The organism is Brevibacillus sp. HD3.3A, from assembly GCF_013284375.2.
In the GTDB taxonomy this organism is placed as follows: Bacteria; Bacillota; Bacilli; order Brevibacillales; family Brevibacillaceae; genus Brevibacillus; species Brevibacillus parabrevis.
This window is the reverse complement of sequence record NZ_CP085874.1, coordinates 6,029,092-6,052,969: the sequence shown is the minus strand read 5'-3', so window position 1 is coordinate 6,052,969 and position 23,878 is coordinate 6,029,092. Positions and strand designations below refer to the sequence as shown.

The window sequence follows — 23,878 nt, the reverse complement described above, 5'->3', positions numbered from 1 at the left end:
GGTTCTGTCACATGAAATCATGGTTGCTCGTTCCGCGCAGAAGTATCCACGCCAAGCTGCTCGCTTGTATGCTCATCGCCGCCATCATCCCGCTGTTTATTCTCGGCAGCATGGCTTACTGGAAGTCGTCGATGGTCGTGCGGGAGCAGTTTGGCACATCCGGGGAGTACATTGCGACACAGCTGCAAATCCAGATCGACAACTACCTGAGTCAAATGCGCTACATCGCCTACGACATCAACACGTACTTGTCCGACCCCACGCTGATCGTCATGCGCGAGGAGCAGCCGAAAACATACGCGGGCTTTCTGGAGCAAAAAAACTTTGAACGTTTCTTGGGGGCGTACAGCACGCAGGATACGAAAGGCATCTTCATCGTGACGCCCTCGGGGTATTTTTTCGGGAAAAATGTGATCAACGGGCAAGACTTGCAGCGCGAACAATGGTGGAAGGCGTTGCCCGCGAAGCTCACAGGGGAGAGCTGGATCGGTTTTTACACCCCTCGGCATTACGTCGGGTTTGAACAAACCGAATTTCGCCATAGCGAAAAGGTGCTGGGACTGGTCGTGCCTGTTCTCAGCGGTTACGGCGTGCTCAAGGACAGCCGGATTTTGATTGAAATGAAAGCCGGAAAGCTGTTTCAGCTGTTTCAGAAGCTGGAAGACGACATGAAGGCGTACGTAACGATTACCGATGAAAACGGCCGCCTGATTTACCAGACAGCGGGCCGTTTTACCGAACAAAAAGACGACATCGTCTGGAACAAGCCGCTGGAATCGAACAACTGGATGATGCAGGTGCGCTTGCCTTACGAGCAGATGAATCGTTCTGCCGATGTGATTGGCTCTTTTTTCGTGGCTGCCCTCGTCTTGTCGGCAGCGCTGGCAGTCATGCTCGCCTATTTGTTTTCCCGACGAATCACCGGAAAAATTCGCAGGCTGGAAGAAACGATGCGGCTGGTCGGCACGGGCGAGCTGCAAACGCGAGCGACAGTCGATACGGAAGACGAGCTGGGCAGGCTCGGCGTGAGCTTCAATCAGATGGTCAGGAAAATCCAGACGCTGGTCGCTGAGGTGAGCAAAACCGAGCAATTGAAAAAAGAGGCGGAGCTGCGCGCCGTTCACTACCAGATTAACCCACATCTGTTGTTTAATACGCTCAACTCCATCCAGTGGAAGGCAAGGCTCTCCGGAGCGAATGAAATCGGCAGCATGCTCTACCACCTGATCAAAGTGCTGGAAGGCAACCTCGACATCTCGCAGGAGCTGGTGCCGCTGGAAAAGGAACTGAAGACAGCCGGGCATTTTTTGGAGATTCAACAGTTTCGCTACGGGCCTGTCTTTTCGTTTGAGCAGGACGGCGTGGAGGCGTGCAGCCGTTATTTGATTCCGCGCATGACGCTCCAACCGCTCTTGGAAAATATTTTTTTCCACGCTTTTGAAGACGGAGAAGGGATCATCCGGATTGCGGTTCAGGAAGAAGCAGGCATCGTGACGCTGCTGTTGCGCGACGATGGCGCGGGAATCGAGCCGCAGCGGCTTGCCCAGCTCTTGGACCCGGAACTGAAACGCTCCAGCAAGCGGGGTCTTGGCGTGTTCAATGTGGATCAGAAATTCAAGCTTCATTTTGGCAAGGAATACGGGTTGAACATCTCGTCAGTCAGAGGAGCAGGAACCACGATTCAGATCACATGGCCGAAAAGGGAGGAAGTGCCTGATGAGCATCAAGGTAATGATTGTGGATGATGAGGTGCTGGTGCGAAAAGGTCTGAAGGCGATGGTGCCGTGGAGCCGTTACGGTATGGAGGTAGTCGCGGATGCCCCGAATGGGCGCAAGGGCTGGGAAGCTTTTATGCAGATTCAACCTGAGCTTGTGATTACCGATATCGTCATGCCGGAAATGGATGGTCTGGAGCTGTGCAGGCGGGTCAAGGAACAGGCGCCGCAGACGAAAGTGCTCTTGCTGAGCTGCCACCGCGACTTTACTTTCGCCCAGCAGGGAATCTCTCTCGGTGTGTCTGGCTATTTGCTCAAAACCGAGTTTCAGGATGATGAGTGGGATTCCCTGCTGCAAAGGATGAGAGCTGAGCTGACAGGGGAGAAAAAGCAACCGCCTCAACCTCGCGAACGGCAAAAGGAGTGGAGGCTCGAATTTGGAACATGGCTGACGGGCTTGAATCGCGGCTTTGAGCAAAGCCTGGCTGCCATGCTGGAAGCGCAGTGGGGCTGGATGAACGATGCCACGCGCGTATGGTTGCTGGCAGGCATGGGCGAGTATCGGGAAGAGCAGGAACGGGTAATGTTGTCACGGGAGCTGGATACGACCTGGGAATGGATTCCGTGTGGAGATCACCGCTTCCTGTTTTGTCCCGCTGATTCGTGCAGGCAGGTGGAATCGCTGCTGGTGGAATGGAAGCTGGCCGGAACCGTGACAAGCTGGGAAACGGCGGGTCCTTTTAGCGGGCGCGAGCAGTGGCTGCTGACGGTGCGCACGCTGTACAAGAAGACGGAATGGGCGAAAAAATTCGGCGTGATGCAGGATGCGTGGCAGGAGCCGATTCGCCAGGCCGTTCACTATGCGCTCGATCGGCTGGACACGCCGCTGACGGTAAGCGAGGTTGCTTCACAGGTCGGGCTGAGCCGCAGCCACTTTAGCGTGTTGTTTAAAAAAGGCGTGGGCGAGAGCTTCGGGGAGTTTCTCGACAAGCGTCGCGTGAGAATCGCGCAAGGCATGCTTGGCGAGACAACGATGTCGATCCAGGAAGTGGCGGAACGCGTCGGTCTGCCTGACGCCAAATACTTTAGCAAATGGTTCAAAAAATACACAGGCATGAGTCCCAGTCATTACCGTTTCAAACAAAAAGAGGAGTCTGGCCGAACAATCGTCCACTCCACCGCGCAAACTTGATTCGGCCCGGAAAAAGGAAACAAATTCGCGTACTAATTACGAACAGATGGCGGTTTCCCCATATTTTTTCTTTCATTAGAATGGAGAAAAATCAGGCTGTAACTCAAGGGGGGGCACAGATGAAAAAGATGGCGTCAAAATGGATGACAGCCGGGATGGCACTACTTCTCGCTGTAGTGACGGGTTGTTCGCAAAGCCAGCCAGCAGAGACACAAAACACGGGCAGTAACACTGGCAGCACAACGCCGACATCGTCTGAAAAAAAGGAAACGGTTACATTGCGCTTTGCGACATGGGACACGGATGAAATGCTGAAAATTCAGCAAGATATCGCGAAGAAATTCGAACAAAAAAATCCCGGCGTGAAAGTGCAGGTCGAAGCGTATGCCGATGGTTTTGACCAGAAGCTGGTCGCGGCATTCGGTGCGAAAAACCCGCCGGATGTCATGTACATGTGGGATTTCCCGACTTACCATGCGTCGCTTGAGCCGCTGGATGAATTTGCAAAAAAAGATTCGACAGTCGCCATCGACGACTTTTATCAAGGGCTGTTGAATTACAACCGCTACAACGGGAACTTGTACGGATTGCCTGCCGGGTTCTCGACGCGCGTCATGTTTTACAACAAAAAGCTGTTCAACGAGGCGAATGTGCCACTGCCGACAGACGGCTGGACGTACGACGACTTTAAAGCAGCAGCCAAACAGCTGACGATCCGTGAGAAGAAGCAGTACGGATTTGCCGTTCGCTCTGAGCCGGATACGTACGACCTGCAGGAAGTGGTCTGGAGCAACGGCAGCAGCTTTATCAGCCCGGATGGAAAATCGATCGATGGATTCATGAATAGCAAAGAAACCGCGCAAGCTTTGCAAGTTTTCAGCGATCTGACGAAGGAAAAGAGCGCGGTGCTCGTCGGAGGCAAAAATCAGCAAAGCGGAAACGACTTGTTCAAAGCTGGCAAACTGGCGATGTATGACAACGGCGTATGGTCGCTGGAGTCTTACAAAAAGGCAAACGTCGATTTCGGCACGGTCGTAATGCCGCAGTTCCCTGGCAAGCAGGGCAAAGGTGTCATCGCCACTTCCTCGGTGTCGATCGCCAAAGATTCCAAGCATAAGGAGCTGGCTTGGGAGTTCGTGAAATACTTCGTTTCCAGCGAAGCGATCAAAATGCGCACGTCCGATCTGCCTGTACGGATCAGCGTGGTTCAGGAGAAAAAGCTCGATCAGGACACCCTGTACGCTCCGTTTTACAAGATGCTGGAGAAGTCGAACGATACGCCAGCGTTCCTTTTGCACCCGCATTGGAACGAGATCAATCGCAATCTCTCGGCGGCGGTCAATGCGATCATGCTGGGCCAAAATGCCGAAGAGCTGCTGAACAAGGCGGTCAAGGACTCCCAGAAGTACATGCAAAAATAAGGGAAGGATGTCAGGGACGTGAAAACAGAGACAATCGTGACGCTTGAGCAGCCTGCCATGACCGTACAACCCAAAAAAATGAACTGGGGGGCGCTTCTCACCCCCTATCTTTTTATCCTCCCATGGATCATCGGCTTTCTCGCTTTTACGCTGGGACCGATGCTGTTTTCGCTCGTAATGAGCTTTTTTGACTGGCCTGTAGTGGGGGAGGTTACCTTTGTCGGGCTGGACAACTACGTCAACATGTTTACCGATGACCCGCTGTTTTGGCAATCGCTTTGGGTAACGATCAAGTTCGCCCTGCTGTTTGTGCCGCTCAATCTGATCATCGCCCTGTTTTTGGCGATCATGCTTAACCAAAAAGTGCGGGCAAGCGGCTTTTTCCGGACGGTGTTCTACTTGCCGAGCGTGATTTCCGGCGTGGCGCTGGCGATGATTTGGGCATGGGTGTATGACGGCGAGTACGGCATTTTCAACTACTTGCTCAGCCTGATCGGAATTACCGGGCCGGATTGGTTGAATGACACGTCGTGGGCGCTCGTCGCCATGGTCATCGCCAGTCTGTGGGGGCAAGGCTCGATGGTGCTGATTTTTCTCGCGGGGCTGAAAGGGATTCCCGAAAGCTTGTATGAAGCTGCATCCATTGACGGCGCGGGTACGGTGCACAAGTTTTTTCGCATCACACTGCCGATGATCAGCCCGACGCTTTTGTTCAACCTGATCATGACGATCATCAGCGCGTTTCAGCAGCTCAGCCTGGCGCTTTTGCTCACCGGGGGCGGGCCGTTGCAATCGACTTACTTTTACGCCATGTACGCGTACGACAACGCCTTCAAATACTTCAAGATGGGGTATGCGTCGGCGAACTCGTGGTTTATGTTTTTGATCATTTTGGTGCTGACTTTCATCGTCTTCAAAACATCCGGAGGCTGGGTGTACTACGAAGGTGACAATCGCAAGGGAGGGGAGGAAGCTTGATTCGCAAAGCGATATCGTATACGAGCTTGATCTTTTTCTCCTTTCTGTTTCTGGCTCCGTTTTACTGGATGGTCTCTACTGCGTTGAAGTCGGATCAGGAGATTTACACGTATCCGCCCAAATGGATTCCTGACGTCTTGCACTGGGAGAACTTCGCCAATGCGTGGATGTCGCAGCCGTTCAATCTGTTTTTGCAAAATTCGTTGAGCGTGACGCTCTTGACGACGATCGGCCAGCTGATTTCCTCATCGCTGGTGGCATACGGGTTTGCCAGATTTACGTTTAAAGGCAGGGACTTCCTGTTCATGGTCGTGCTGGCGACGATGATGATTCCGTGGGAAGTGACGATGATTCCGCTGTATATGGAATTTAATTACTTGAACTGGATTAATACCTTGAAGCCATTGATTGTGCCCTCCTTTTTCGGGGCGCCGTTCTATATTTTCTTGATGCGTCAGTTTATTTTGACAATTCCTCGCGAGCTGGATGAAGCGGCACGCATCGATGGGGCAGGCCCGTTCCAGATTTACGCGCGCATCGTGGTTCCGCTGATGATGCCTGCGCTGATTTTGATTAGCGTCTTCAATATTATGAACACCTGGAATGATTATTTGGGGCCGTTGATCTTTTTGAATGACCAGAGCCAGTACACTTTGACGCTCGGGCTTGCGCAGTTCAAAGGCATGTACGACGTGGAAGCGACCGGGCTGATGGCGGTCACGATCCTGATCTCGCTGCCGCCGCTCGTGCTCTTTTTCCTCGCCCAGCGGTATATCGTCGACAACGCGGCAGGGGTCGGCATCAAGTGAGGAGGCGTGGCAGGTGAAACATCGGGAGAAATGGGAAGGGGCATTCTGGTCGGTTCATCAATGCGGAGAGTGGCTGTTGCGGCTGGCAGTAGCCCACCTGCTCTGGATCGGCGGCACGCTTTTGGGAGGCGTCGTGCTTGGCATTTTTCCGGCGACCGCAGCCATGCATGAGGTGCTTGGCGGGCAAGGCTCAGGCGGAAACAGGGATGACAGAGGAATCGCAGCGGCTTTCTGGTATGCGTACCGCCGTTACTTTTGGCGAAGCCAGCTATTGGGATATGCCCTGTTGCTGTCGGGAGTCGTGTTGTGGGGCGACCTGATTTTTTTCCTTGGTTTGGGCACAAAATGGAGCCTTGTCTGCGCAGCTTTGTTGGCAGGAATCAGTCTTCTGCATACCGCGATTTGCTGTCACGCTTTTGCCTTGCTTGTGCGCCTGGATCGCGGCTTTTGGGCAGGAATCAGGCAGTCGTTCTGGGCGGTGGCGGCTTTTCCCCTGCACGCTATGGTGACGGTCGGCGGCGTGTTTTTGTGCGTGGGCATCATGCTTGTCTTGCCTGCGCTGCCGATCTTGTTGGGGGCAAGTGCGCTTGTCTGGTGGATGGCAGTGCGGACGGTTCGCTTGCTGGAAAAGTGCGAGCGCAAAGCAACTACACAGCAACTACGGGGTGAAACATATGCAGTTTGATTTGGGAATCGTTCCTTTTAGCCGATACGGGTCTTTTCTCGTCGTTTCCCGGCTTGGCAGCGACAAGCGGGCAGAGGGACTGTACTTGCGCAACGTGCGTGGCGGAGACAATCGTGACGGAGCTGTATTTCGCCTGGAGCTGGTAGACGGCGGGGTGGCCGTTCCTTTTGAAGCAGTCGCTACGCCAACTGTGCTCGTGCTGCGGGCAGAGCAAGGCGAGCTGGAATTGTGCATGGGCGAGCCGCAGCTTGTTCAGGTTCGCGGACGGGGTGTCGGCTTGCGGCTGGTGGTGGAATCGGAGGCCGCGGATTACGTCATGCCAGCACCAGCCGACTGCCTGGTAGTCAACCATTTTACGACCGAGCTGTACTTTCGACTGACACCGCTTGCTGGAAAAGTGGCGGTAGAAGACGCGTGGAAGGCGACGCGAGACAGTCAGGTCAAGCTGTCGTTTTTGCCTGACGGTCAGACGGGTGAGCTGGAGGGCGTAATCGAGGAATTTCAGACGGTGTGGCGAGAGCGCAGCTATCCTGATTTTGCTTCCGGTCGCGCTCGGGTGGAGCAAGAGTATCGCGAATGGCTGGGACAGACTCTGCCACTTTCGGAAGCTGCTCGTGAAGACGGGCTGGCAGAAGCGCGCGAGCTGGCAGCGTATATAACGTGGTCGTGTGTCGTAAGGCCAGAAGGGTATTTGCCGCGTCCGGCGATGTACATGTCGAAAAACTGGATGACCAACATCTGGAGCTGGGATCATTGTTTCAATGCGATGGCCTTGACTCGCTGGAATTTGCCGCTCGCCTGGGATCAGTTGATGGTGTTTATCGACAGGCAGGATGAGAGCGGCGTGTTCCCCGATTTTATCAACGACAGGTATGCGCTCTGGAACTGCTGCAAGCCGCCGATTCACGGCTGGACGCTGGGCTGGATGCTGGCGCGCAACGACGATGTTACCGATGAGATGCTGACAGCGATATACGAGCCGCTATGCCGTTGGACGGACTGGTGGTTCCGCTACCGCGATGATGATCAGGACGGCATTCCTCAATACAATCACGGCTATGATTGCGGCTGGGACAACAGCACGGTTTTTCTCGACGGAACACCGATTGAAAGCCCGGATTTGCCCGCGTATCTCGTGTTGCAAATGGATGTGTTGGCGGGAGTGGCGAAGCGGTTGGGCCGGGATGACGAGGCGCAAGCCTGGGAAGAAAAGTCGGAAGCGACTTTGCAGCGATTGCTGGCACAGCATTGGGATGGGAAAAAGTTTTTTGCGACACGTTCGGGGAGCGACCAGCCCACCCGAGGTGACAGCTTGATCTGCTACATGCCGCTTGTGCTTGGCGAAAAGCTGCCCGAAGCGATGCGTGAGCAGATGATCGCAGACGTGCAGCAGCGTTTTTTAACGGACCACGGACTGGCTACGGAGAGCCCGGCAAGCCCGTTTTACCGCAGCGATGGCTACTGGCTCGGCCCGATTTGGGCGCCGGTGACCATGCTGTTGGTCGATGGTTTGCGCCGTGCGGGCGAACAAAAGCTTTCCCAGGAAATTGCCCGACGCTTTTGCCGGATGGCGGCGGCAAGCGGGATGGCGGAGAACTTCGATGCCCTGTCGGGTGCGGGACTGAGAGACAGGGCGTTTACGTGGACGTCCAGCGTGTTTTTAATGTTGGCGCATGAGTATGTGTGAGTGACAAAAAAGGACGATGGCTGCTGGAAAAGAGCGTAGCCATCGTCTTTTTCACCTTCCTTGCTAAGGAGTAGGGTTTTCTTTATAAGGATAGGTAATTTTCAAGCGGTAATAATCGTTACTCAAGTACTTATATTGTATCTTTAGAATTTTTCCTCCTTCATAAACTAAAAAACTTGATTCATTGACCAAAGCATGAAAGCTGCTAATCTTTCCTTCGTTTTTCAATATTGGCAATACTTCATTGTAAAAAGCATTAAACTCATTCTCATTGGAGTACGTCCGATAAAATGGTGAGCAGCTGTCTGTTATACCTTCAAAAACTGTACGTTCAGGAAGTGGCAGTTTGAGTTCCTCACACTGGAAGGAATGGCTAGGGGCCAGATAACTTTTTAGAGCATGTTGAAATTCTCTGTCCCAAAAAAACAATTGAATAAGGATGAGCAAGGAAAGAGCAAATACGATCTGCCACTTCCTTTGGCGCCATCCTGCGCGGCGAAGTACCAAAGAAAAGTAGATTAGGAAGATGACAAGAAAGAACAGGGAGTAAAAAATGTGGGACAGGGGAATTGGCATAGATCCTCCATGGTGAGCGTGTATTGCATTTTGAAATACAAAGTCATAACAAACCGCACTTCACTATCTGAAATACTATTTAGTTGTGTTTTATCGAAACATAGTAGGTAGACAAATAAATGGGGCGGATATAAGCGTCTTTAGAAGTCGCTCCCCAGTGATCATTTATCCTAAGAAACTCGTAAGTCCATACGTGGCGTGTATCATTGCTATCTCGAAAAGTTGCCTCGTATTCTTTGGCTCCCTTAACAGTGACTGTATGATCATAGTAAGGTTTCGAGTCCATGCTATAATACCCTGGCCCATCACTATCTAAATAGTTTTTAATATCGTCGTAATCTGGGGTGACTATTTCTTCATCATCACTTGTGGATTGAGATGAATCCCCTACTGCGTTAGCTGCAATTTTGTATAAGTTAGCATTATCCCAAGGATAGACCCCGTTGTCCGGTTTAACAAAGTATTTTGATTTAATCATTGCGTCGTATGCTTTCTTTTTATTGGAAGAGGATAAGTTAGAGTGATAGTTCATAATTTCTAATGTGCTAATTAATGCGCAATCATTATCGTAGTTATCCCATGGACTATCATCCTGATTTATTTCAGGAACATAGTAAGATTGGCTATACTCTTCGGATACTTTGACATTTGTATATCCATCATTTTCTAAGTATTTTTTTAACCATACGCCTGGATCTGTAATATAGTCGCCGTCGTATCCTTCGTTAGCACCTGAAAGAAAAGTTGAAAATAGTGAATCTAGCGTATCTTCAGTGGTATTCTCCCATTTATTCTGCATCTGAGTAGTGTTTATAATTCTCTTTTTGTTTGGCTCGCTATTGTTTTCCCTCTTCAATTCATCTATTGACTTTCCTTTATCCTTACCTTCAATTACAACGCCATCGTGATTAACTGAAAAATGCTGAAACTGGTTAGAATATAAAGTTTTGTTATTATCGAAATATGAAGAATCAATCTTTTCAAAGGAGAATTGAAGCAGCTCGCCGCTATCGGAGTCCACAATAACGAACCCTTCTGTGAAAATAACAAGAACCTCTGATAAGCGATCTTCCAAGTCATGCACAGGAATAATTTTCTTTACTTTAAATATGCCTTTCTTTATTTGTTCAGCCCAAGGGGATTCTGTATCGACTGCGGAAATAACCATACTCTCCATTAGAGCTTGAGCGGTGCCATTTGCTATTTTTTCAAGATCGTTTGTACTAAGTATTGATTTCCTATTCTTGGGAATATATTTTCCGATTTCTTTTACAAATCGCTCGTTACTACTTTTACTGATGAGCATAGATGAAGAAGACTCTTTTGCTACTCCGGTATCTGGATAAGCTAAAGTTGATAAAAGAAGTGCGCCAGCAACTAGTAAGAGATTTTGTTTACTCATACTACCTTCAAAGTAAAAAAATGTAATTAAATCACTTTGAGTATATTTATTATACATTTTATTGTCAATATTTTACCAATCTTTAACATTCATTAAAAATTGTAACACATTCCCTTAACATTCAAGGCTTATAGTAAAAGCAACAAGCAAATAGCTTCGGAACCATTGGGTGGAGACATGTGAAAACCCATAGTTTCTTCGTACGTGCGCCAGGTGGCATGCGGAAGGACTATGTGTTTTTTTTGTGTCTCCCTTTTTGTGTTCCGCTCAAAACGACAGGAGGAATCAGAGGATGAAACGTGGTTGGCTTGGCTTGACCTTGGCAGTGGCAATGGTGGGTATGGTCGGTTGCTCTGCGGCGGGAAGCGCAACTGGAGCAGCTGGGGGCGCCGGAAAAATGGCGATTGTGTACAACAACTCTGATGAATGGGCGAGCTTTGGCACGATTCGCCAGGCGTTCAAGGATAAGACCGGGATCGAAGTACCGAATGACAATAAAAACAGCGGCCAATCCGTGACAGCGATGATTGCGGAAAAAGACAGCCCGATCGCCGATGCGGTCTACTACGGAATCGTCTTCGGCTCTCAGGCGGTCGAGAAAGATTTGGTGGAAGGCTACAAGCCGCCGCATTTTGACGAGATTCCCGCAGCGTTGAAAGACGCTGACGGCAAGTGGATGACAGTGCACTACGGCGCGATCTCGTTCATCGTCAACAAGCAGGCACTGGGCAGCACCCCTGCGCCACAATCGTGGGCAGACCTTTTGAAGCCGGAATACAAGGGCAAAGTCGGATTCCTCGACCCGTCCTCGGCTGCCGTAGGCTACAGCGTGACCGTAGCGGCCAACCTCGCCATGGGCGGCGATTTGGACAACTGGAATCCGGGCATCGATTACTTGAAAAAGCTGGAGGCAAACGGAGTCATCCATCCAAAAGGAACAGCCAATGCCAAAGTGATGAAAGGCGAAATTCCGATCATTATCGACGCCGATTTCAACGGCTACAAGATGAAGTACGAAGAAAACGGCCCAATCGATGTGGTCATTCCAAAAGAAGGCTCGCTGAAGCTGCCGTACGCCATGTCGATTATCAAAAATGCGCCGCATAAAGAGGCCGGACAACAATATCTCGACTTCCTGCTCTCCGACGAAGGTCAGCAAATGTTCGCCAAAGGCTTTGTCCGCCCGATCCGCAACGTGCAGATTCCAGGCGAGGTCGAAAGCAAGTTCTTGCCAGCGGCTGATTATGAGCGCGTCCGCGACGTTGACTTTGCGAAAATGAATCAGGTTCAAAACGCTTTTATCGAGCGTTGGAAGAGTGAAGTTCTTGCCAACTAGAGGAGTTTGTCTATGAAAAGAATGGGCGTTGCCGTCTTTGTCTTACCGATTTTCCTGCTGTTTGCGTTCTTTTTCCTGTATCCGCTCATCGTGCTGGTCGTAGCGAGCTTTCAGCGCGGCGGCGAGCTTACGGCGGGCAATTACGCTCAGATCATCACCAACCCGCAGTATTTGCACTCGCTGTGGAACAGCTTGTGGCTGTCTCTGTCCGTGACCTTGGTTGCGCTGGTTTTGTCTGCTGTGCTCGCCTTCTTTTTGGCCCGGCATTCGTTTCCGGGGAAGACGCTTTACTTTACGCTGCTGACTTTTCCGATCTCTTTTCCGGGCGTTGTCGTTGGCTTCATGATCATTATTTTGTTTGGTTCGACGGGCATTTTGCCGATGTTGTCCGAGCTTTTGACCGGGGAAAAAAAGCTGGTGTTTGCCTACACGATTGCCGGAATTTTTTTGGCCTACCTGTATTTCGAGATTCCGCGCATTGTGATGACGCTGTACGGGGCGATCAAAGATTTTGACCAGACGCTGGAGGAGGCTGCCCGAACTATCGGGGCCACGCCATGGCAGGCGATCCGCTATGTGGTGCTGCCGACGCTTTATCCGATCTTTCTCTCGGCGGGAGCACTTGCCTTTTCCACGTCGATGAGTGCATTCGGCACAGCTTTCACGCTGGCGAACGACTTCGATATTTTGCCGATCCTGATGTACAACGAGTTCACGCTCAATTTCAACATTGAAGTAGCCAGTGCGATCGCGGTCGTCATCGGGCTTGTCTGCGTGGGAATTAACCTCGGGTATCGCGTGCTGGTCGAGAAGGAGGGGCGTTCTTGATGCAAACAGCAGGAAAAGCGTTGGTTTACGTGCTGGTTTTTCTGATCAGTGCGCTCATCCTCTCTCCCTTGTTGTTTACCGTTGCCGGATCGTTTGCGGTGTACTGGGGCGCTGACATGTATTCGGCGGGCGTAACCTTGTCCTGGTATGCAAAAGTATTCGAGAAATTTGGGCATACGATTGGCTTTACGCTGGTGCTCGCTTTTTGCACGGTGCTGGTCAATACGGTGCTGGGCACGATGGCCGGCTACTGGTTTTACCGTTGGAAAAGCCGCTGGGTGTTTGTGCTGGAGGAACTGCTGTCTTTGCCGATCGCCGTACCAGGCATTGCGATTGCCCTGGCGCTGATTCAGACGTATCCCGCGATGCGCGCATCCGGTGCCTTGATGCTGGTCGGGCATGTAATCATTACGTTTCCGCTGATGTTTCGGACTGTGCTCGGCACGCTGCGGACAAAAGATTTTCGCACGCTCGACGAATGCGCAGCTACGCTGGGAGCCGGGCCGATGTACCGCTTTTTCCATGTGATTTTTCCGAGCATTCGCGGGGCGATTCTCTCCGGTGCCGTCATGGTATTCATGCTGTCGCTCGGCGAGTTCAACATGAACTTTTTCCTGTACACGCCGCTGACGGTGACATTGCCGATCGGGCTGTACGAAGCGTACTCGACGCTGCGGATTGAATTGGGCAGTGCGTACACGACACTGTTTTTGGCGATGGCGATTCCGCTGATGTACTTGCTGCATCGCCTGAACCAGAGTTCGGCCTTTTCGCGAAACGGAGGGGTGTAGATGGAGGAGAGCACGGTGCAATCGATGGAAATTGCCATTCGTGGCGTATCAAAAACTTTTCAGGATGGAACGACGGCCTTGCAGCCGATCGATTTGCAGGTAGCGGCAGGCGAGGTGCTGGTGCTGCTTGGGCCATCTGGCTGCGGGAAAAGCACGCTGCTGCGGATGATTGCCGGGCTGGAGCAGCCGACAGCCGGACGTATTTTGATCGGGGATCGCGACGTTACCCAGCTTCCGCCGGAAAAGCGGGGGATCGGCTTTGTTTTTCAACAGTACGCCTTGTTTCCTACGATGACGGTGGAAGAAAACATCATGTTCGGCATGAAGCTGCGCAAAATCGGCAAGCAGGAGCAGAAGGCCAAGCTGGAGGAACTGCTCGCCTTGATGAACTTGACGGAGCTGCGCAAGCGACTGCCTATTCAGTTGTCTGGCGGGCAGCAGCAGCGTGTGGCGATTGCTCGCGTGCTGGCGACTGACCCGATGATTTTGCTGATGGACGAGCCGTTGACGGCACTGGATGCCAAATTGAAGGAGCACCTGCGGTTGGAGCTGGCCCAGTTGTTTCGCAAGCTGCACATTACGACGGTATACGTGACGCATGACCAGACAGAAGCGATGGCGATTGCCGACCGGATTGTCGTGATGAACAAAGGGGTCATCGAGCAGAGCGGTACGCCGAAAGAGATCTACCTCAAGCCGAAATCTTCATTTGTGGCCCAGTTTGTCGGGCAAGTGAACCGCTTGCGCGCAAAGGTCAAGACAGCGGAGCGTGGCAACGTCCTTGATTTGGGATTTTACCAGCTTCCGTACAAAGGGGAGAGCCGGGCAGTCGCGGACATCGACGTGTTCCTTCGCCCGGAGGACGTATATCTCACGCAAGAAGCAGGCTTTTCTGCACGCGTGCAGGACGTGATTTTTCTCGGCGATCATTACCGCGTCATTGCCGAGTCCGGCGGGCAAAAGCTCGTTATCGACGTCGGAAACGACACGCTGATCCACGAAGGAGATCAGGTGCAACTGGAAATACGCGAAGACAAAATCATTTACGCATGAGGTGACGGGGATGAAAAAAGAAATTTGCTACTCCGACTTGGCGCTTTTGACGCAGCCGATTGAGGCGAATATCGAGCTGCTTCTGGAACACGGGGCAGACAAAATCGAGCTTTTGATGGACGGGCTGCAATGGGATGCCATGGACGATCAGATCGCCCGCATGAGCAAAGTGCTGCCTCAGTACAACGCAGGGTACACGGTGCACCCGCCAGCGTGGGACACCAGCTTGACCAGCGAGAACAAAGCGATTCGCGAAGCGTCTTTTTCCGAGTACGCGAAAGCGATCCAGTTCGCGCATAACATCGGGGCAGAGCATGTCGTGATTCACCCCGGCTTTTGCTTCTCGCCCGTCTTTGACAAGGAAATTGCCCAGATGCGAGCGGCTGACGCGATTCATCGCCTGTGCAAAATAGCCGCGCCGCTCGGCGTGAAGCTGGCTGTGGAAAATGTAGGTTACAAAGGCGCGTCGATTTTCAGCGAAGCGGAATTTGCGGCTTTTCTGGATGGCATGGACAGCGTCGCAGGGTACTTGCTTGACACTGGACACGCTTATTTGAACGATTGGGACATTCCGGCACTCATTCGCAGTATTTCGCACCGACTGCTTGCCGTGCATTTGCATGACAACTACGCAACAGGAGACGATCATTTGCCGATTGGAGAAGGCGGCATCAGCTGGGAGCCTGTTTTTGCCACACTTGCGCAGACCGCGCCGGATTGCCAGCTGATTTTGGAATATGCGCCGGGCACAGAGCTGGTCAAGCTTCAGCAAGGAAAAAGCATGCTGCTGGAGCGATTGCAGCTCGTGTAAGCAAGCAAACCGCACTACTACCATGATCAAAAGGAGTGGAGAGGGAGCATGAAAAGAAAGCAGACGAAGCAAACAGGCAAAACAGGAACGCAAAAGAGGGCAGCGGCAGCATCTGTACTTGCGTTGACCGTCCTGCTCAGCAATGTCCCGGTGCATGCCGAGAATGCGACAGCGGTCACTGAGACAGAAGCAGGAAGCAGCACAGCAGGCGACACGAAGGCAGAAGAGACTGGGACAGACGCGACAGAAACCGGAGCAGCTGAAGACGCTACCGCTGGCGAGAGCGGCCCAGCAACTCCGGAAGCGCCAGGGGAAGTGCCCGCAGGTGATGCCGAGACGACACCAGGAGAAGCTCCTGCCAAGGTGCCGACTGATGCGCCAGCTCCAGAGGAAATTCCTGCTGTACCGAGCGTGGAAGCTTTGCAGATCATGCAAGACTCGCCGATCAAAATTACGGAAATTTTGTACGATGCAGACGGCTCCGACGATGGAACCGAGTTTCTGGAGATTTCCAATCTGGGAACGAAAACCGTCGATATTAGCGGCTACATGATCGGCGATGAGGAAACAAGAGGCGGCGGCGAGGGAATGTTCGCTTTTCCGCAAGGCACGAAGCTTGCTCCCGGACAATCCATCACGATTGCCCAATCGTCGCTGATCAACAAGGCCAAATACCGCTATACTCCCGATTTTGAGCTTCCGCCTGTCGAGCAGTACAACCCGCAAGACGACCCGGATGTGCCGAATTTGCTGCCGACCGATTGGGCAACAGGGACGATTGTCATGGCAAACGGCGGCGATGACGTGCTGCTGATGGACGACAAGTACAACGTTCTCGACTATGTTCCATACATCAAAGACACGACTTTTAACGGCAAAAAAGTCAAGGCGGCCAAGCCGTTGAACAACTTGGGCGAATCTTTGCAGCGAATCAAGCAAACGGGAGATGCTTCGGTCGACTTTTACTCGCTGTTCCCAAGTCCGGGAACGTGGAGCGACAAGGAGCCGGAAGAACCGGACTTTGGTCCGAGCGACTCTTTGATCATCACAGAGGTTATGAATGATCCGCTGTTTGATGAAAGCACGGGCGAATTTGTCGAGATTACGAACATATCGGATAAAGCTATCGACATTAGCGGCTATTTGATTGGAGATGAAGAAACAAAAGGCGGCAGCGAGGGAATGCACGCGTTCCCGCCGGGGACAATCATTCAACCGTACCAGCCAATCGTTGTCGCCCGTTACGCGGATGGCATCGTAGAGCGTCACCAGACGAAACCGGACTTTGAAATTTTCGAGTCGATGGACGATGTACCGCAAATGCTGCCGACGAAGTGGGCTACTGGCAGCCTGTATTTGGCTAACAGCGGCGATCATGTGATTTTGGCTGATCCAGAGGCGCGCGTCATTGACGCCATGGTATACGGCGATGCCAAATTCCCGCAAGTAACGGCACACCCGGGAGTGGCAGGCGGTCACACGATGGAACGCTTGACAGGTGAAGATACGAACGACGCTTCCAAAGATTTTGTCGACCAGCCTAATCCGACTCCGGGAGGTCTTCTGTTCGGCCCGGATGCTCTCGTAGACAAAATTCCGAAATCCGATTTGAAAGACAACGTCCTGATCGTGAAGGAGCCAGAGACTGGTGTTGTATCGCCAGTGACAGTAATTGGCTGCTATCAATCCGGCGATGTCTCGGCATTGGCTTCGTCCGGTGTTTCCTCCGTATTTTTGATCGTAGGCAAAAATATTGACGGACAACTGATTGTGTCGGCGGGAGACAGACCGCTTTTGGCCGATGCCCTCGATCAATTGGCGAACAAAGCGATTCCGATTTTGTCCATCGAATCGAAGGAGCTGGTGCCAGCTGTTGACCAACTGTTGACAGAGCGTTCCTTGACGGATGTGCACATCGTATCGAGCAACCCGGAGATTGTTCGTGCAATGCGGGAGAACAACGATGAGTACCGCGGCGCGATCCTGGACGGTGTGGACGAGCTTGATTTGGCCAAGCAAAAGCAGTTGGTAAAAACCGTGCGCGCCAGCAAATCGAACGTGCTGATTTTGCCTTACGACCGTGTGAATGCGGAAGTGGCTCGCTATTTCCGTCTGCGGGGAATTACGGTATGGGCAATTGAAAAAGCCGGAACCGTGCAGCATCACGATCTGGTCAGCATGGGTGTGCGCGGAATCATCTCTGCACAGCCAGAAACGGTGTTGTCTGCTCTGGCAGCCTATCCGACCGAGACGTTGACACAGCCGCCAATCGTCTACGCGCACCGCGGCATTCCGTCCAAAAAGCCGGAAAACACGATGTATTCGTTCCAGGAAGCGATTGACCTGGGAGCAGATATCGTGGAGACGGACATTCATAAGACGAAGGACGGCAAGCTTGTCCTGATTCACGACTTTGAGCTGGAGCGCACGACAAACGGCACGGGAAAAGTAAAAGACTACACGCTGGCAGAGCTTCGCGCACTGGTTGCCAACAAGCAAGACCCGGAAAACCCGGACTGGTACCAGCCTGAGATTACAGATGCCCGCATCCCTACACTCGACGAGCTGCTGGAAGCGGCAAAAGGCAAAGCCGTACTCGATCTGGAAGCAAAAAGCATCGGCTACGAAAGAGAAATCATCGAAGCCATTGAAGCGCATGACATGGTGGAAGACGTCATTCTTTGCAGCTTCAGCTCGGAAGTATTGAACCGTTTTGCCGCGTTGAATCCCGAAGTCGGACTTGGCTATGTGCTGAGCGGCTCCAAGCCGGAAACGAAGAAGGATCAATACGCGGAGAAGCTCGTCACAGATGCGATTCAGCTCAATGCCCAATACTTCCTCGACCAGGCGATTTTGACACCGGAGCTGGCGCGCTACGCCAAGCATCGCGGATTGCCGCTCGGCGTGTACACCGTAAACGAAAATGCGCAGATTGAAGAAGCGTTGCGTACAGGTGTGAGCGGGGTTGTTACCGACTACGCACAACGTTTGCTGACAGCGCCAATTCGCGTCGATGCGCCGCAAAGCTCGCTGGAATTGACCGCAGGTGAAGTGAAGCCGCTCGAAGCGATCATCGACTATCGCGTGGCGGAAGACCAGTTGGCGCCAGCCCGCATTCGCCTGATTGACAACCATGACGCCGCAGTGGAAGTGGCAGCAGACGGCAAGAGCCTGATCGCCAAAAAGGCTGGCACAGCCAAGGTTCAACTGAGTGTGGAAGTGCCATCTGGCGGCAAGACGTGGAAAATGGTCACGACCGTGATCGAAGTGAAGGTCAATTAATTGTTTCGCGAAACAGGAGGGGGAGCTGCTTCCCTCTCCTTTTGCTACTATGACGTTTGTGCGAAATCAGAGGACAGACCTTGAAACTTCTGAACATTCGGGATACTCTTGATGAAAAGGCTTGATTCGTAGAGCGGAGGGTGGTTGATGCATGCTCGAGGAAAGCGTTTCGTTGCGGATGTGGAAACGTTTTGTTCAAGAAGGTGTAATTGACTCAGCACGAATCAACAAACGGATTACAGAATCGTGGCATCGCTGCAAAAGCAGCCGGGTAAACCCGTATGCAGGCACAGGGCAGGTTGTACTCGCCGGGGATGCGCTGAAAAGACAACAGGAGAATAGTCGCCTGCTGCTGGAGCTTGCCTTGCCGCAAATTGACCGACTGTCGCCTTTTATCCACGACGTGGGGATGATCGCGCTCGTGATTGACCCCGAGGGCTACGTCTTGAGCATGCGTGGCGAAAAGCGGGCGCTTCACGATGCCAATGCGATCAATTTTGTCGAAGGGGTACGCTGGACAGAGGATGAGGTGGGCACGAACGCAATCGGCACGGCGCTTTTGGCAAAAGAAGCGATCATGGTCAACGGAACCGAGCACTATTCGGTTGCCTCGCATCGCTGGAGCTGCTTTGCGGCCCCCATCCGGGACGACAGCGGCTCGCTGCTCGGAATCATTGACGTATCAAGTCCTGTCGAGCGCAGTCACCCGCAGACGATGGCGACTGTCATGACGCTTGCTTACTCCATCGAGCAGGCTTGGATGAAGCAGCGGCAGCAGGACGAACTGGAATTGCTGCAACGCGCCATGATATTGCCAGGCGAAGGACAGCGGCCCATCATTTTTTGCAACCAGGAAGGCCGGGTAGTGTATGCGAGCGCAGATATACGCAAGCGAATCGCCAACTGGACCAATCTGAGAAGACATGAGGTTGCGGAGTACGGTTTTTTCGAAGCGCGGCAAGCGCCGTTGTTTTCCGAACGTCATCCGGGCTTGATTGGCTGGGTGATCGAGCTGGCGACAAGCGATGCGGGATTTGCGCGGATGTTTGTGAACCGTTCCTCCTCATTCCGCTTCCAAGGCGAGCCGGGAACGAGCGCAGCCTTTTGCAACGTCCTGCGGGAGCTGGAGCGGATCGCGCCGACGGACGGGAACGTGGTGATCTATGGCGAAAGCGGCACGGGAAAAGAGTTGGTCGCACAAGCGATACACGACAACAGTCCGCGCCGGGAAGGGCCGTTTGTGGCAGTCAACTGTGGCGCTATACCTCGCGAGCTGATGGAAAGCGAGCTGTTCGGGTATGTGGAGGGGGCATTTACCGGAGCGCGCCGCCGCGGATATACAGGAAAGCTGGCGCAAGCGAACGGCGGCACGTTGTTTTTGGATGAGATCGGGGAGATTCCCGCTGCCATGCAGGTCGCTTTGCTGCGCGTCCTGCAAGAGCGAAAAGTCACGCCGATCGGCAGTACGGAAGAGCATGCACTGAATATTCGCGTCATCGCCGCTACGCATCGCAATTTGCGGCAACAGGTGAGTGAGGGCAGCTTTCGCGAGGATTTGTACTATCGGCTGCACGTCCTCCCTGTATCACTGCCGCCGCTGCGGGCGCGAAAAGAAGATATTCCGCTGCTGATTCGCCACTACTGTCACAAAAACGGCTATCAGCTTGATTTGCCAAAAGCGTTGCTGGATGAGTTGATAGCGTATGATTGGCCGGGCAATATACGCGAGCTGTACAACGTTGTTGAACGTCTGCGAGTCCTTCCCCGAGAGGATTGGAAGCGGTTACTTTGCGATGTGATGCAGGCAGGAGCTGATTATGAGTTGCGTCCGCAGGCAAGACAGTCGATTCAGCAGCCGTCTTTTTACGAAGCCGACTCGCTCTGTTACCGCGAACAACTGGAGCGGCAGACGATCGTGCAAGCTCTGGAAAAAAGCGGCGGCAGCGCTTCGGTAGCGGCTGAGCTGCTAGGTATTCCGCGCAGCACTTTTTACCGCAAGCTGAAAAAGTATCGGCTCTGACGAAAGAGCACGAGAGGGGGATCACGCATGCCATTTTATTGGTGGGAGCAAACGCCTGTTCAACTGCTTGCTACGGTCTCCCGGCCGTATCGCGGGGAGGTGTTGATCCCTTTTAGCGTAGACGAGGCGTATGCCCGGCTATGTTCACAGGAGCCGACGACTGCTCCTGTCATTCACTTGTGGCGGCATGAAAAGGCGATTGTTTTGGGCGCGCGTGATGCCAAGCTGCCGCATGCGGCTGAAGCTGTGCGACAGTTGGAGGCAGCGGGGTATCAGACCGCTGTCCGTCCATCAGGCGGGGCTGCCGTTCCGCTGGCGCCGGGAGTGATCAACTTGTCGCTGGTGATGCCTGTTGCCGCTTCTGACTTGAATCCCGAGCCGTTTTTTCTGCGGATGGTGGAGTTGATTCGTGCGACGTTGGGCGACGACGGAGCGAAAATGAGCAGCGGTGAAGTAGAAGGGGCTTATTGTCCGGGCACTTACGATCTCGCCATTGAAGGATATAAATTTTGCGGGATCGCCCAGCGGCGTTTGACTCGGGCGGTTGCGGTCCAGGCGTTCATCAATGTCGAAGGCTGCGGGCGCACGTACGAAGCGATCATCCAGTCTTTTTACGAAAAGGCAGCTATGGGCGCTCCCGTCGAGCAGTTTCCGCAAGTACAGCCGGGGCGGATGGCAAGCTTGTCCGAGCTGGGAGTGTCCGGGGGAGTGGAAGGGTTTGTCCTGCGCTTGCAGGAACTGCTGCACGCACACGCGGAGTCATCTGTTGCGGTGCTGGATGCTTGTCCAGACTCGCTTGCGCACGAGGCGAAGCAGGCGCTCGATTTGTTAAAAGGCAGGCATCGTCAACTGGTCGGTTCTTAAAAAGAACCGGCTTTTTTTGTGCGTGAAAATCGGTTCGGCTTTTTCATGAAAAACGTATGAAAGCTCATGAACGCGGATGTACCTTTTCGCGTGCAATCACACGGTCATGACGGCTGGATCGTATCTGTACAGTCGGGAAACCGATCTCAAGTGAGCCTTCGCTCCACAAGCTGCTGTGAGAAAAAATGAGACAAAACGGGACGATGTCTCACTTTGTACTACCTGGTGCCGACAGTCCAAGCAGAAAAAGCCGCAAAACCGCGCAGTTGCTGGCTGGCACAGAGATTGCACATAAGAAAAGGCAAGAGCGATCGACCGGGTCGTTCCAAACAAGTCACGATGGAGGAGGCGTATCTGATGAAAGTAATCCAGGCGGAAGAACAGGTGCTGTCCCGTGAACAGGCGAAATGGATGTACCGCAAAATGCTGGAGATTCGCAAGTTCGAGGACGCTGTTCACGTATTGTTCGGACAAGGCAAGCTGCCAGGGTTTGTCCACTTGTATGCAGGGGAGGAAGCGATTGCGGTGGGGCTTGGCGTCCATCTGAACCAGCAGGACAGCATCACCAGCACACATCGCGGCCACGGCCACTGCATTGCCAAAGAATGCGACTTGAATGGAATGATGGCAGAGATATACGGAAAAGCAACTGGCTTGTGCAAAGGAAAGGGAGGCTCCATGCACATCGCTGACCTGGACAAAGGCATGCTGGGCGCGAACGGGATCGTCGGAGGCGGTTTCCCGCTGGCATGCGGCTCTGCCTTGACCGCCAAGCTGAAAAAGACCAATGCGGTCAGCGTTTGTTTCTTCGGAGACGGAGCCAACAACCAGGGCACCTTCCACGAAGGCTTGAATTTGGCGGCAATCTGGAAGCTGCCTGTCGTATTTGTAGCGGAAAACAATGGCTACGGAGAGGCGACGCCGTTTACATACGCCTCCAGCTGCACACATATCGCTGATCGTGCAAGCGGTTACAATATGCCGGGAGTGCGCGTGGACGGAAAAGATGTGCTGGCTGTTTACCAGGCGGCCGAAGAAGCGGTTGCCCGTGCGCGGCGGGGCGAGGGGCCGACTTTGATCGAATGTGTGACCTACCGCAACTACGGCCATTTTGAAGGGGATGCGCAGAAGTACAAAAAAGAGCTCGACAAGCAGGAGCATCTCAATGAAAAGGATGCGATCACTTCTTTCCGCAATCATTTGACGACATCGCAAACCATGTCTGACACAGAGCTGACAGAAATCGAGCAAGCCGTGGACAGTGCGATCCAGGAAGCGATCCGCTTCGCCGAGGAAAGTCCGTATCCGAGTGCAAGCGAACTGCTGACTGACGTCTACGTGTCGTACTAAGAGAGGGGGATGGAGGACATGACGAGAAAAATCAGCTTTTCCGCAGCGGTTAATGAAGCGATGAAACTGGCGATGAGAGCCGATGAAAACGTGATTTTGCTGGGCGAGGATGTGGCTGGCGGGGCGCAAGTCGACCATTTGCAGGACGATGAGGCGTGGGGCGGCGTACTTGGCGTGACCAAAGGGCTTGTGCAGGAATTTGGCCGCGAGCGCGTTCTGGATACGCCGATTACCGAAGCTGGCTACATCGGCGCTGCGATGGCAGCGGCGGCAACAGGCATGAGGCCGATTGCCGAGCTGATGTTCAACGATTTTATCGGCAGCTGTCTCGACATGGTGATGAACCAGGGGGCGAAATTCCGCTACATGTTTGGCGGCAAGGCACAGGTGCCGATCACGATCCGCACGATGCACGGAGCAGGCTTCCGTGCGGCAGCACAGCACTCGCAGAGCCTTTACGCCATGTTCACGCACATCCCCGGCATCAAGGTGGTTGTGCCGTCCACACCTTATGAGGCAAAAGGCTTGCTGCTTGCCGCCATCGAGGACAACGATCCCGTCATTTTCTTCGAGGACAAGACGTTGTACAACACGACAGGAGAAGTTCCGGAAGAATATTACACCATTCCGCTCGGTGTTGCGGATATCAAGCGTGCGGGCAGCGACCTGACGATTGTCGCCATTGGCAAGCAAGTTCAGACGGCGCTTGCGGCAGCCGAGCAATTGGCGAAAAAAGGGATCGAGGTCGAGGTGGTCGATCCGCGCACGCTGTCACCTCTCGATGAGGATACGATTCTCGCCTCTGTCGCCAAAACGAATCGCCTGATTGTGATCGACGAAGCGAATCCGCGGTGCAGCATCGCAACCGATATCGCCGCGTTAGTCGCCGACAAAGGCTTTGATACGCTGGATGCACCAATCAAGCGGATTACTGCGCCGCATACACCTGTTCCGTTTTCTCCGGTGCTGGAAGATTTGTATCTCCCATCGCCGCAAAAGGTCATTCAGGTCGTGTCGGAAATGATCGGAGACGAATCGATCACGGTCGTTTCCTGATCGACTGGGAGCACTCGGCGTC

General features: G+C 53.1%; 19 protein-coding genes. 17 read left to right on the top strand and 2 right to left on the bottom strand.

The window, feature by feature from the left end; genetic code table 11:
• Nucleotides 1-11 precede the first annotated feature (11 nt).
• From HP435_RS28140 to HP435_RS28110, 7 genes are all read left to right on the top strand, one after another.
• The gene (locus HP435_RS28140) at nt 12-1,745 is read left to right on the top strand and encodes a cache domain-containing sensor histidine kinase (RefSeq protein WP_173597233.1); all 1,734 of its coding nucleotides are present in this window, start codon (nt 12-14) and stop codon (nt 1,743-1,745) included.
• Nucleotides 1,717-2,907, top strand: coding sequence for a response regulator (locus HP435_RS28135; RefSeq protein ID WP_122962304.1), 1,191 nt, complete (start codon nt 1,717-1,719; stop codon nt 2,905-2,907). The genes HP435_RS28140 and HP435_RS28135 overlap by 29 nt, the downstream gene beginning before the upstream one ends.
• Nucleotides 2,908-3,026: 119 nt before the next feature.
• A complete protein-coding gene (locus HP435_RS28130; protein WP_173598939.1) occupies nt 3,027-4,328 on the top strand; it encodes an ABC transporter substrate-binding protein in 1,302 nt (433 codons plus the stop codon).
• 57 nt (nt 4,329-4,385) lie between these two features.
• On the top strand, nt 4,386-5,306 hold the full coding sequence (locus HP435_RS28125) for a carbohydrate ABC transporter permease (RefSeq protein ID WP_173597297.1): 921 nt from the start codon (nt 4,386-4,388) through the stop codon (nt 5,304-5,306).
• On the top strand, nt 5,303-6,115 hold the full coding sequence (locus HP435_RS28120; RefSeq protein ID WP_083955838.1) for a carbohydrate ABC transporter permease: 813 nt from the start codon (nt 5,303-5,305) through the stop codon (nt 6,113-6,115). The genes HP435_RS28125 and HP435_RS28120 overlap by 4 nt, the downstream gene beginning before the upstream one ends.
• A 13-nt stretch (nt 6,116-6,128) precedes the next feature.
• On the top strand, nt 6,129-6,800 hold the full coding sequence (locus tag HP435_RS28115; protein WP_122962307.1) for a YesL family protein: 672 nt from the start codon (nt 6,129-6,131) through the stop codon (nt 6,798-6,800).
• Nucleotides 6,790-8,487 carry an amylo-alpha-1,6-glucosidase gene (locus HP435_RS28110; protein WP_173598940.1) on the top strand — a complete coding sequence of 566 codons (1,698 nt, stop codon included), beginning with the start codon at nt 6,790-6,792 and terminating at the stop codon, nt 8,485-8,487. Before HP435_RS28115 ends, HP435_RS28110 begins: the two co-directional genes overlap by 11 nt.
• A 63-nt stretch (nt 8,488-8,550) precedes the next feature.
• Here HP435_RS28110 and HP435_RS28105 read toward each other — a convergent pair whose 3' ends face one another.
• Complete coding sequence (locus tag HP435_RS28105) at nt 8,551-9,063, bottom strand: hypothetical protein (RefSeq protein ID WP_122962309.1); 513 nt, start codon at nt 9,061-9,063, stop codon at nt 8,551-8,553.
• A gap of 79 nt (nt 9,064-9,142) precedes the next feature.
• A complete protein-coding gene (locus HP435_RS28100) occupies nt 9,143-10,465 on the bottom strand; it encodes a hypothetical protein (RefSeq protein WP_173598941.1) in 1,323 nt (440 codons plus the stop codon).
• Nucleotides 10,466-10,757: 292 nt separating this feature from the next.
• Between HP435_RS28100 and HP435_RS28095 the strand changes: the two genes are divergently transcribed.
• From HP435_RS28095 to HP435_RS28050, 10 genes are all read left to right on the top strand, one after another.
• Entirely contained in the window at nt 10,758-11,801 is a 1,044-nt protein-coding gene (locus HP435_RS28095) for an extracellular solute-binding protein (protein WP_173598942.1), read from the top strand.
• 12 nt (nt 11,802-11,813) lie between these two features.
• The gene (locus HP435_RS28090; protein WP_122962312.1) at nt 11,814-12,629 is read left to right on the top strand and encodes an ABC transporter permease; all 816 of its coding nucleotides are present in this window, start codon (nt 11,814-11,816) and stop codon (nt 12,627-12,629) included.
• Nucleotides 12,629-13,420, top strand: coding sequence for an ABC transporter permease (locus HP435_RS28085; RefSeq protein WP_122962313.1), 792 nt, complete (start codon nt 12,629-12,631; stop codon nt 13,418-13,420). Before HP435_RS28090 ends, HP435_RS28085 begins: the two co-directional genes overlap by 1 nt.
• Nucleotides 13,421-14,473 (top strand): ABC transporter ATP-binding protein, encoded by a 1,053-nt coding sequence (locus tag HP435_RS28080; protein WP_229049777.1) that lies wholly within the window; start codon nt 13,421-13,423, stop codon nt 14,471-14,473. It abuts the gene before it with no gap.
• A 10-nt stretch (nt 14,474-14,483) separates the two neighbouring features.
• Entirely contained in the window at nt 14,484-15,284 is an 801-nt protein-coding gene (locus HP435_RS28075) for a sugar phosphate isomerase/epimerase family protein (RefSeq protein WP_173598943.1), read from the top strand.
• 48 nt (nt 15,285-15,332) lie between these two features.
• Nucleotides 15,333-18,566, top strand: coding sequence for a glycerophosphodiester phosphodiesterase family protein (locus HP435_RS28070; protein WP_229049776.1), 3,234 nt, complete (start codon nt 15,333-15,335; stop codon nt 18,564-18,566).
• Between the two features lie 151 nt (nt 18,567-18,717).
• The gene (locus HP435_RS28065) at nt 18,718-20,586 is read left to right on the top strand and encodes a sigma-54-dependent Fis family transcriptional regulator (protein WP_173598944.1); all 1,869 of its coding nucleotides are present in this window, start codon (nt 18,718-18,720) and stop codon (nt 20,584-20,586) included.
• Nucleotides 20,587-20,613: 27 nt separating this feature from the next.
• Complete coding sequence (locus HP435_RS28060; RefSeq protein ID WP_173597240.1) at nt 20,614-21,450, top strand: lipoate--protein ligase family protein; 837 nt, start codon at nt 20,614-20,616, stop codon at nt 21,448-21,450.
• 357 nt (nt 21,451-21,807) lie between these two features.
• A complete protein-coding gene (locus tag HP435_RS28055) occupies nt 21,808-22,800 on the top strand; it encodes a thiamine pyrophosphate-dependent dehydrogenase E1 component subunit alpha (protein WP_122962319.1) in 993 nt (330 codons plus the stop codon).
• An 18-nt stretch (nt 22,801-22,818) separates the two neighbouring features.
• Entirely contained in the window at nt 22,819-23,856 is a 1,038-nt protein-coding gene (locus HP435_RS28050) for an alpha-ketoacid dehydrogenase subunit beta (protein WP_173597241.1), read from the top strand.
• The last annotated feature ends 22 nt before the right edge of the window (nt 23,857-23,878 follow it).

Coding starts and splice junctions, on each gene's coding strand:
- HP435_RS28110 (WP_173598940.1), top strand. CDS start 6,790: ATGCAGTTTGATTTGGGAATCGTTCCTTTTAGCCGATACGGGTCTTTT.
- HP435_RS28065 (WP_173598944.1), top strand. CDS start 18,718: ATGCTCGAGGAAAGCGTTTCGTTGCGGATGTGGAAACGTTTTGTTCAA.
- HP435_RS28075 (WP_173598943.1), top strand. CDS start 14,484: ATGAAAAAAGAAATTTGCTACTCCGACTTGGCGCTTTTGACGCAGCCG.
- HP435_RS28135 (WP_122962304.1), top strand. CDS start 1,717: ATGAGCATCAAGGTAATGATTGTGGATGATGAGGTGCTGGTGCGAAAA.
- HP435_RS28100 (WP_173598941.1), bottom strand. CDS start 10,465: ATGAGTAAACAAAATCTCTTACTAGTTGCTGGCGCACTTCTTTTATCA.
- HP435_RS28055 (WP_122962319.1), top strand. CDS start 21,808: ATGAAAGTAATCCAGGCGGAAGAACAGGTGCTGTCCCGTGAACAGGCG.
- HP435_RS28050 (WP_173597241.1), top strand. CDS start 22,819: ATGACGAGAAAAATCAGCTTTTCCGCAGCGGTTAATGAAGCGATGAAA.
- HP435_RS28130 (WP_173598939.1), top strand. CDS start 3,027: ATGAAAAAGATGGCGTCAAAATGGATGACAGCCGGGATGGCACTACTT.
- HP435_RS28060 (WP_173597240.1), top strand. CDS start 20,614: ATGCCATTTTATTGGTGGGAGCAAACGCCTGTTCAACTGCTTGCTACG.
- HP435_RS28090 (WP_122962312.1), top strand. CDS start 11,814: ATGAAAAGAATGGGCGTTGCCGTCTTTGTCTTACCGATTTTCCTGCTG.
- HP435_RS28070 (WP_229049776.1), top strand. CDS start 15,333: ATGAAAAGAAAGCAGACGAAGCAAACAGGCAAAACAGGAACGCAAAAG.
- HP435_RS28085 (WP_122962313.1), top strand. CDS start 12,629: ATGCAAACAGCAGGAAAAGCGTTGGTTTACGTGCTGGTTTTTCTGATC.
- HP435_RS28095 (WP_173598942.1), top strand. CDS start 10,758: ATGAAACGTGGTTGGCTTGGCTTGACCTTGGCAGTGGCAATGGTGGGT.
- HP435_RS28080 (WP_229049777.1), top strand. CDS start 13,421: ATGGAGGAGAGCACGGTGCAATCGATGGAAATTGCCATTCGTGGCGTA.
- HP435_RS28105 (WP_122962309.1), bottom strand. CDS start 9,063: ATGCCAATTCCCCTGTCCCACATTTTTTACTCCCTGTTCTTTCTTGTC.
- HP435_RS28125 (WP_173597297.1), top strand. CDS start 4,386: ATGACCGTACAACCCAAAAAAATGAACTGGGGGGCGCTTCTCACCCCC.
- HP435_RS28140 (WP_173597233.1), top strand. CDS start 12: ATGAAATCATGGTTGCTCGTTCCGCGCAGAAGTATCCACGCCAAGCTG.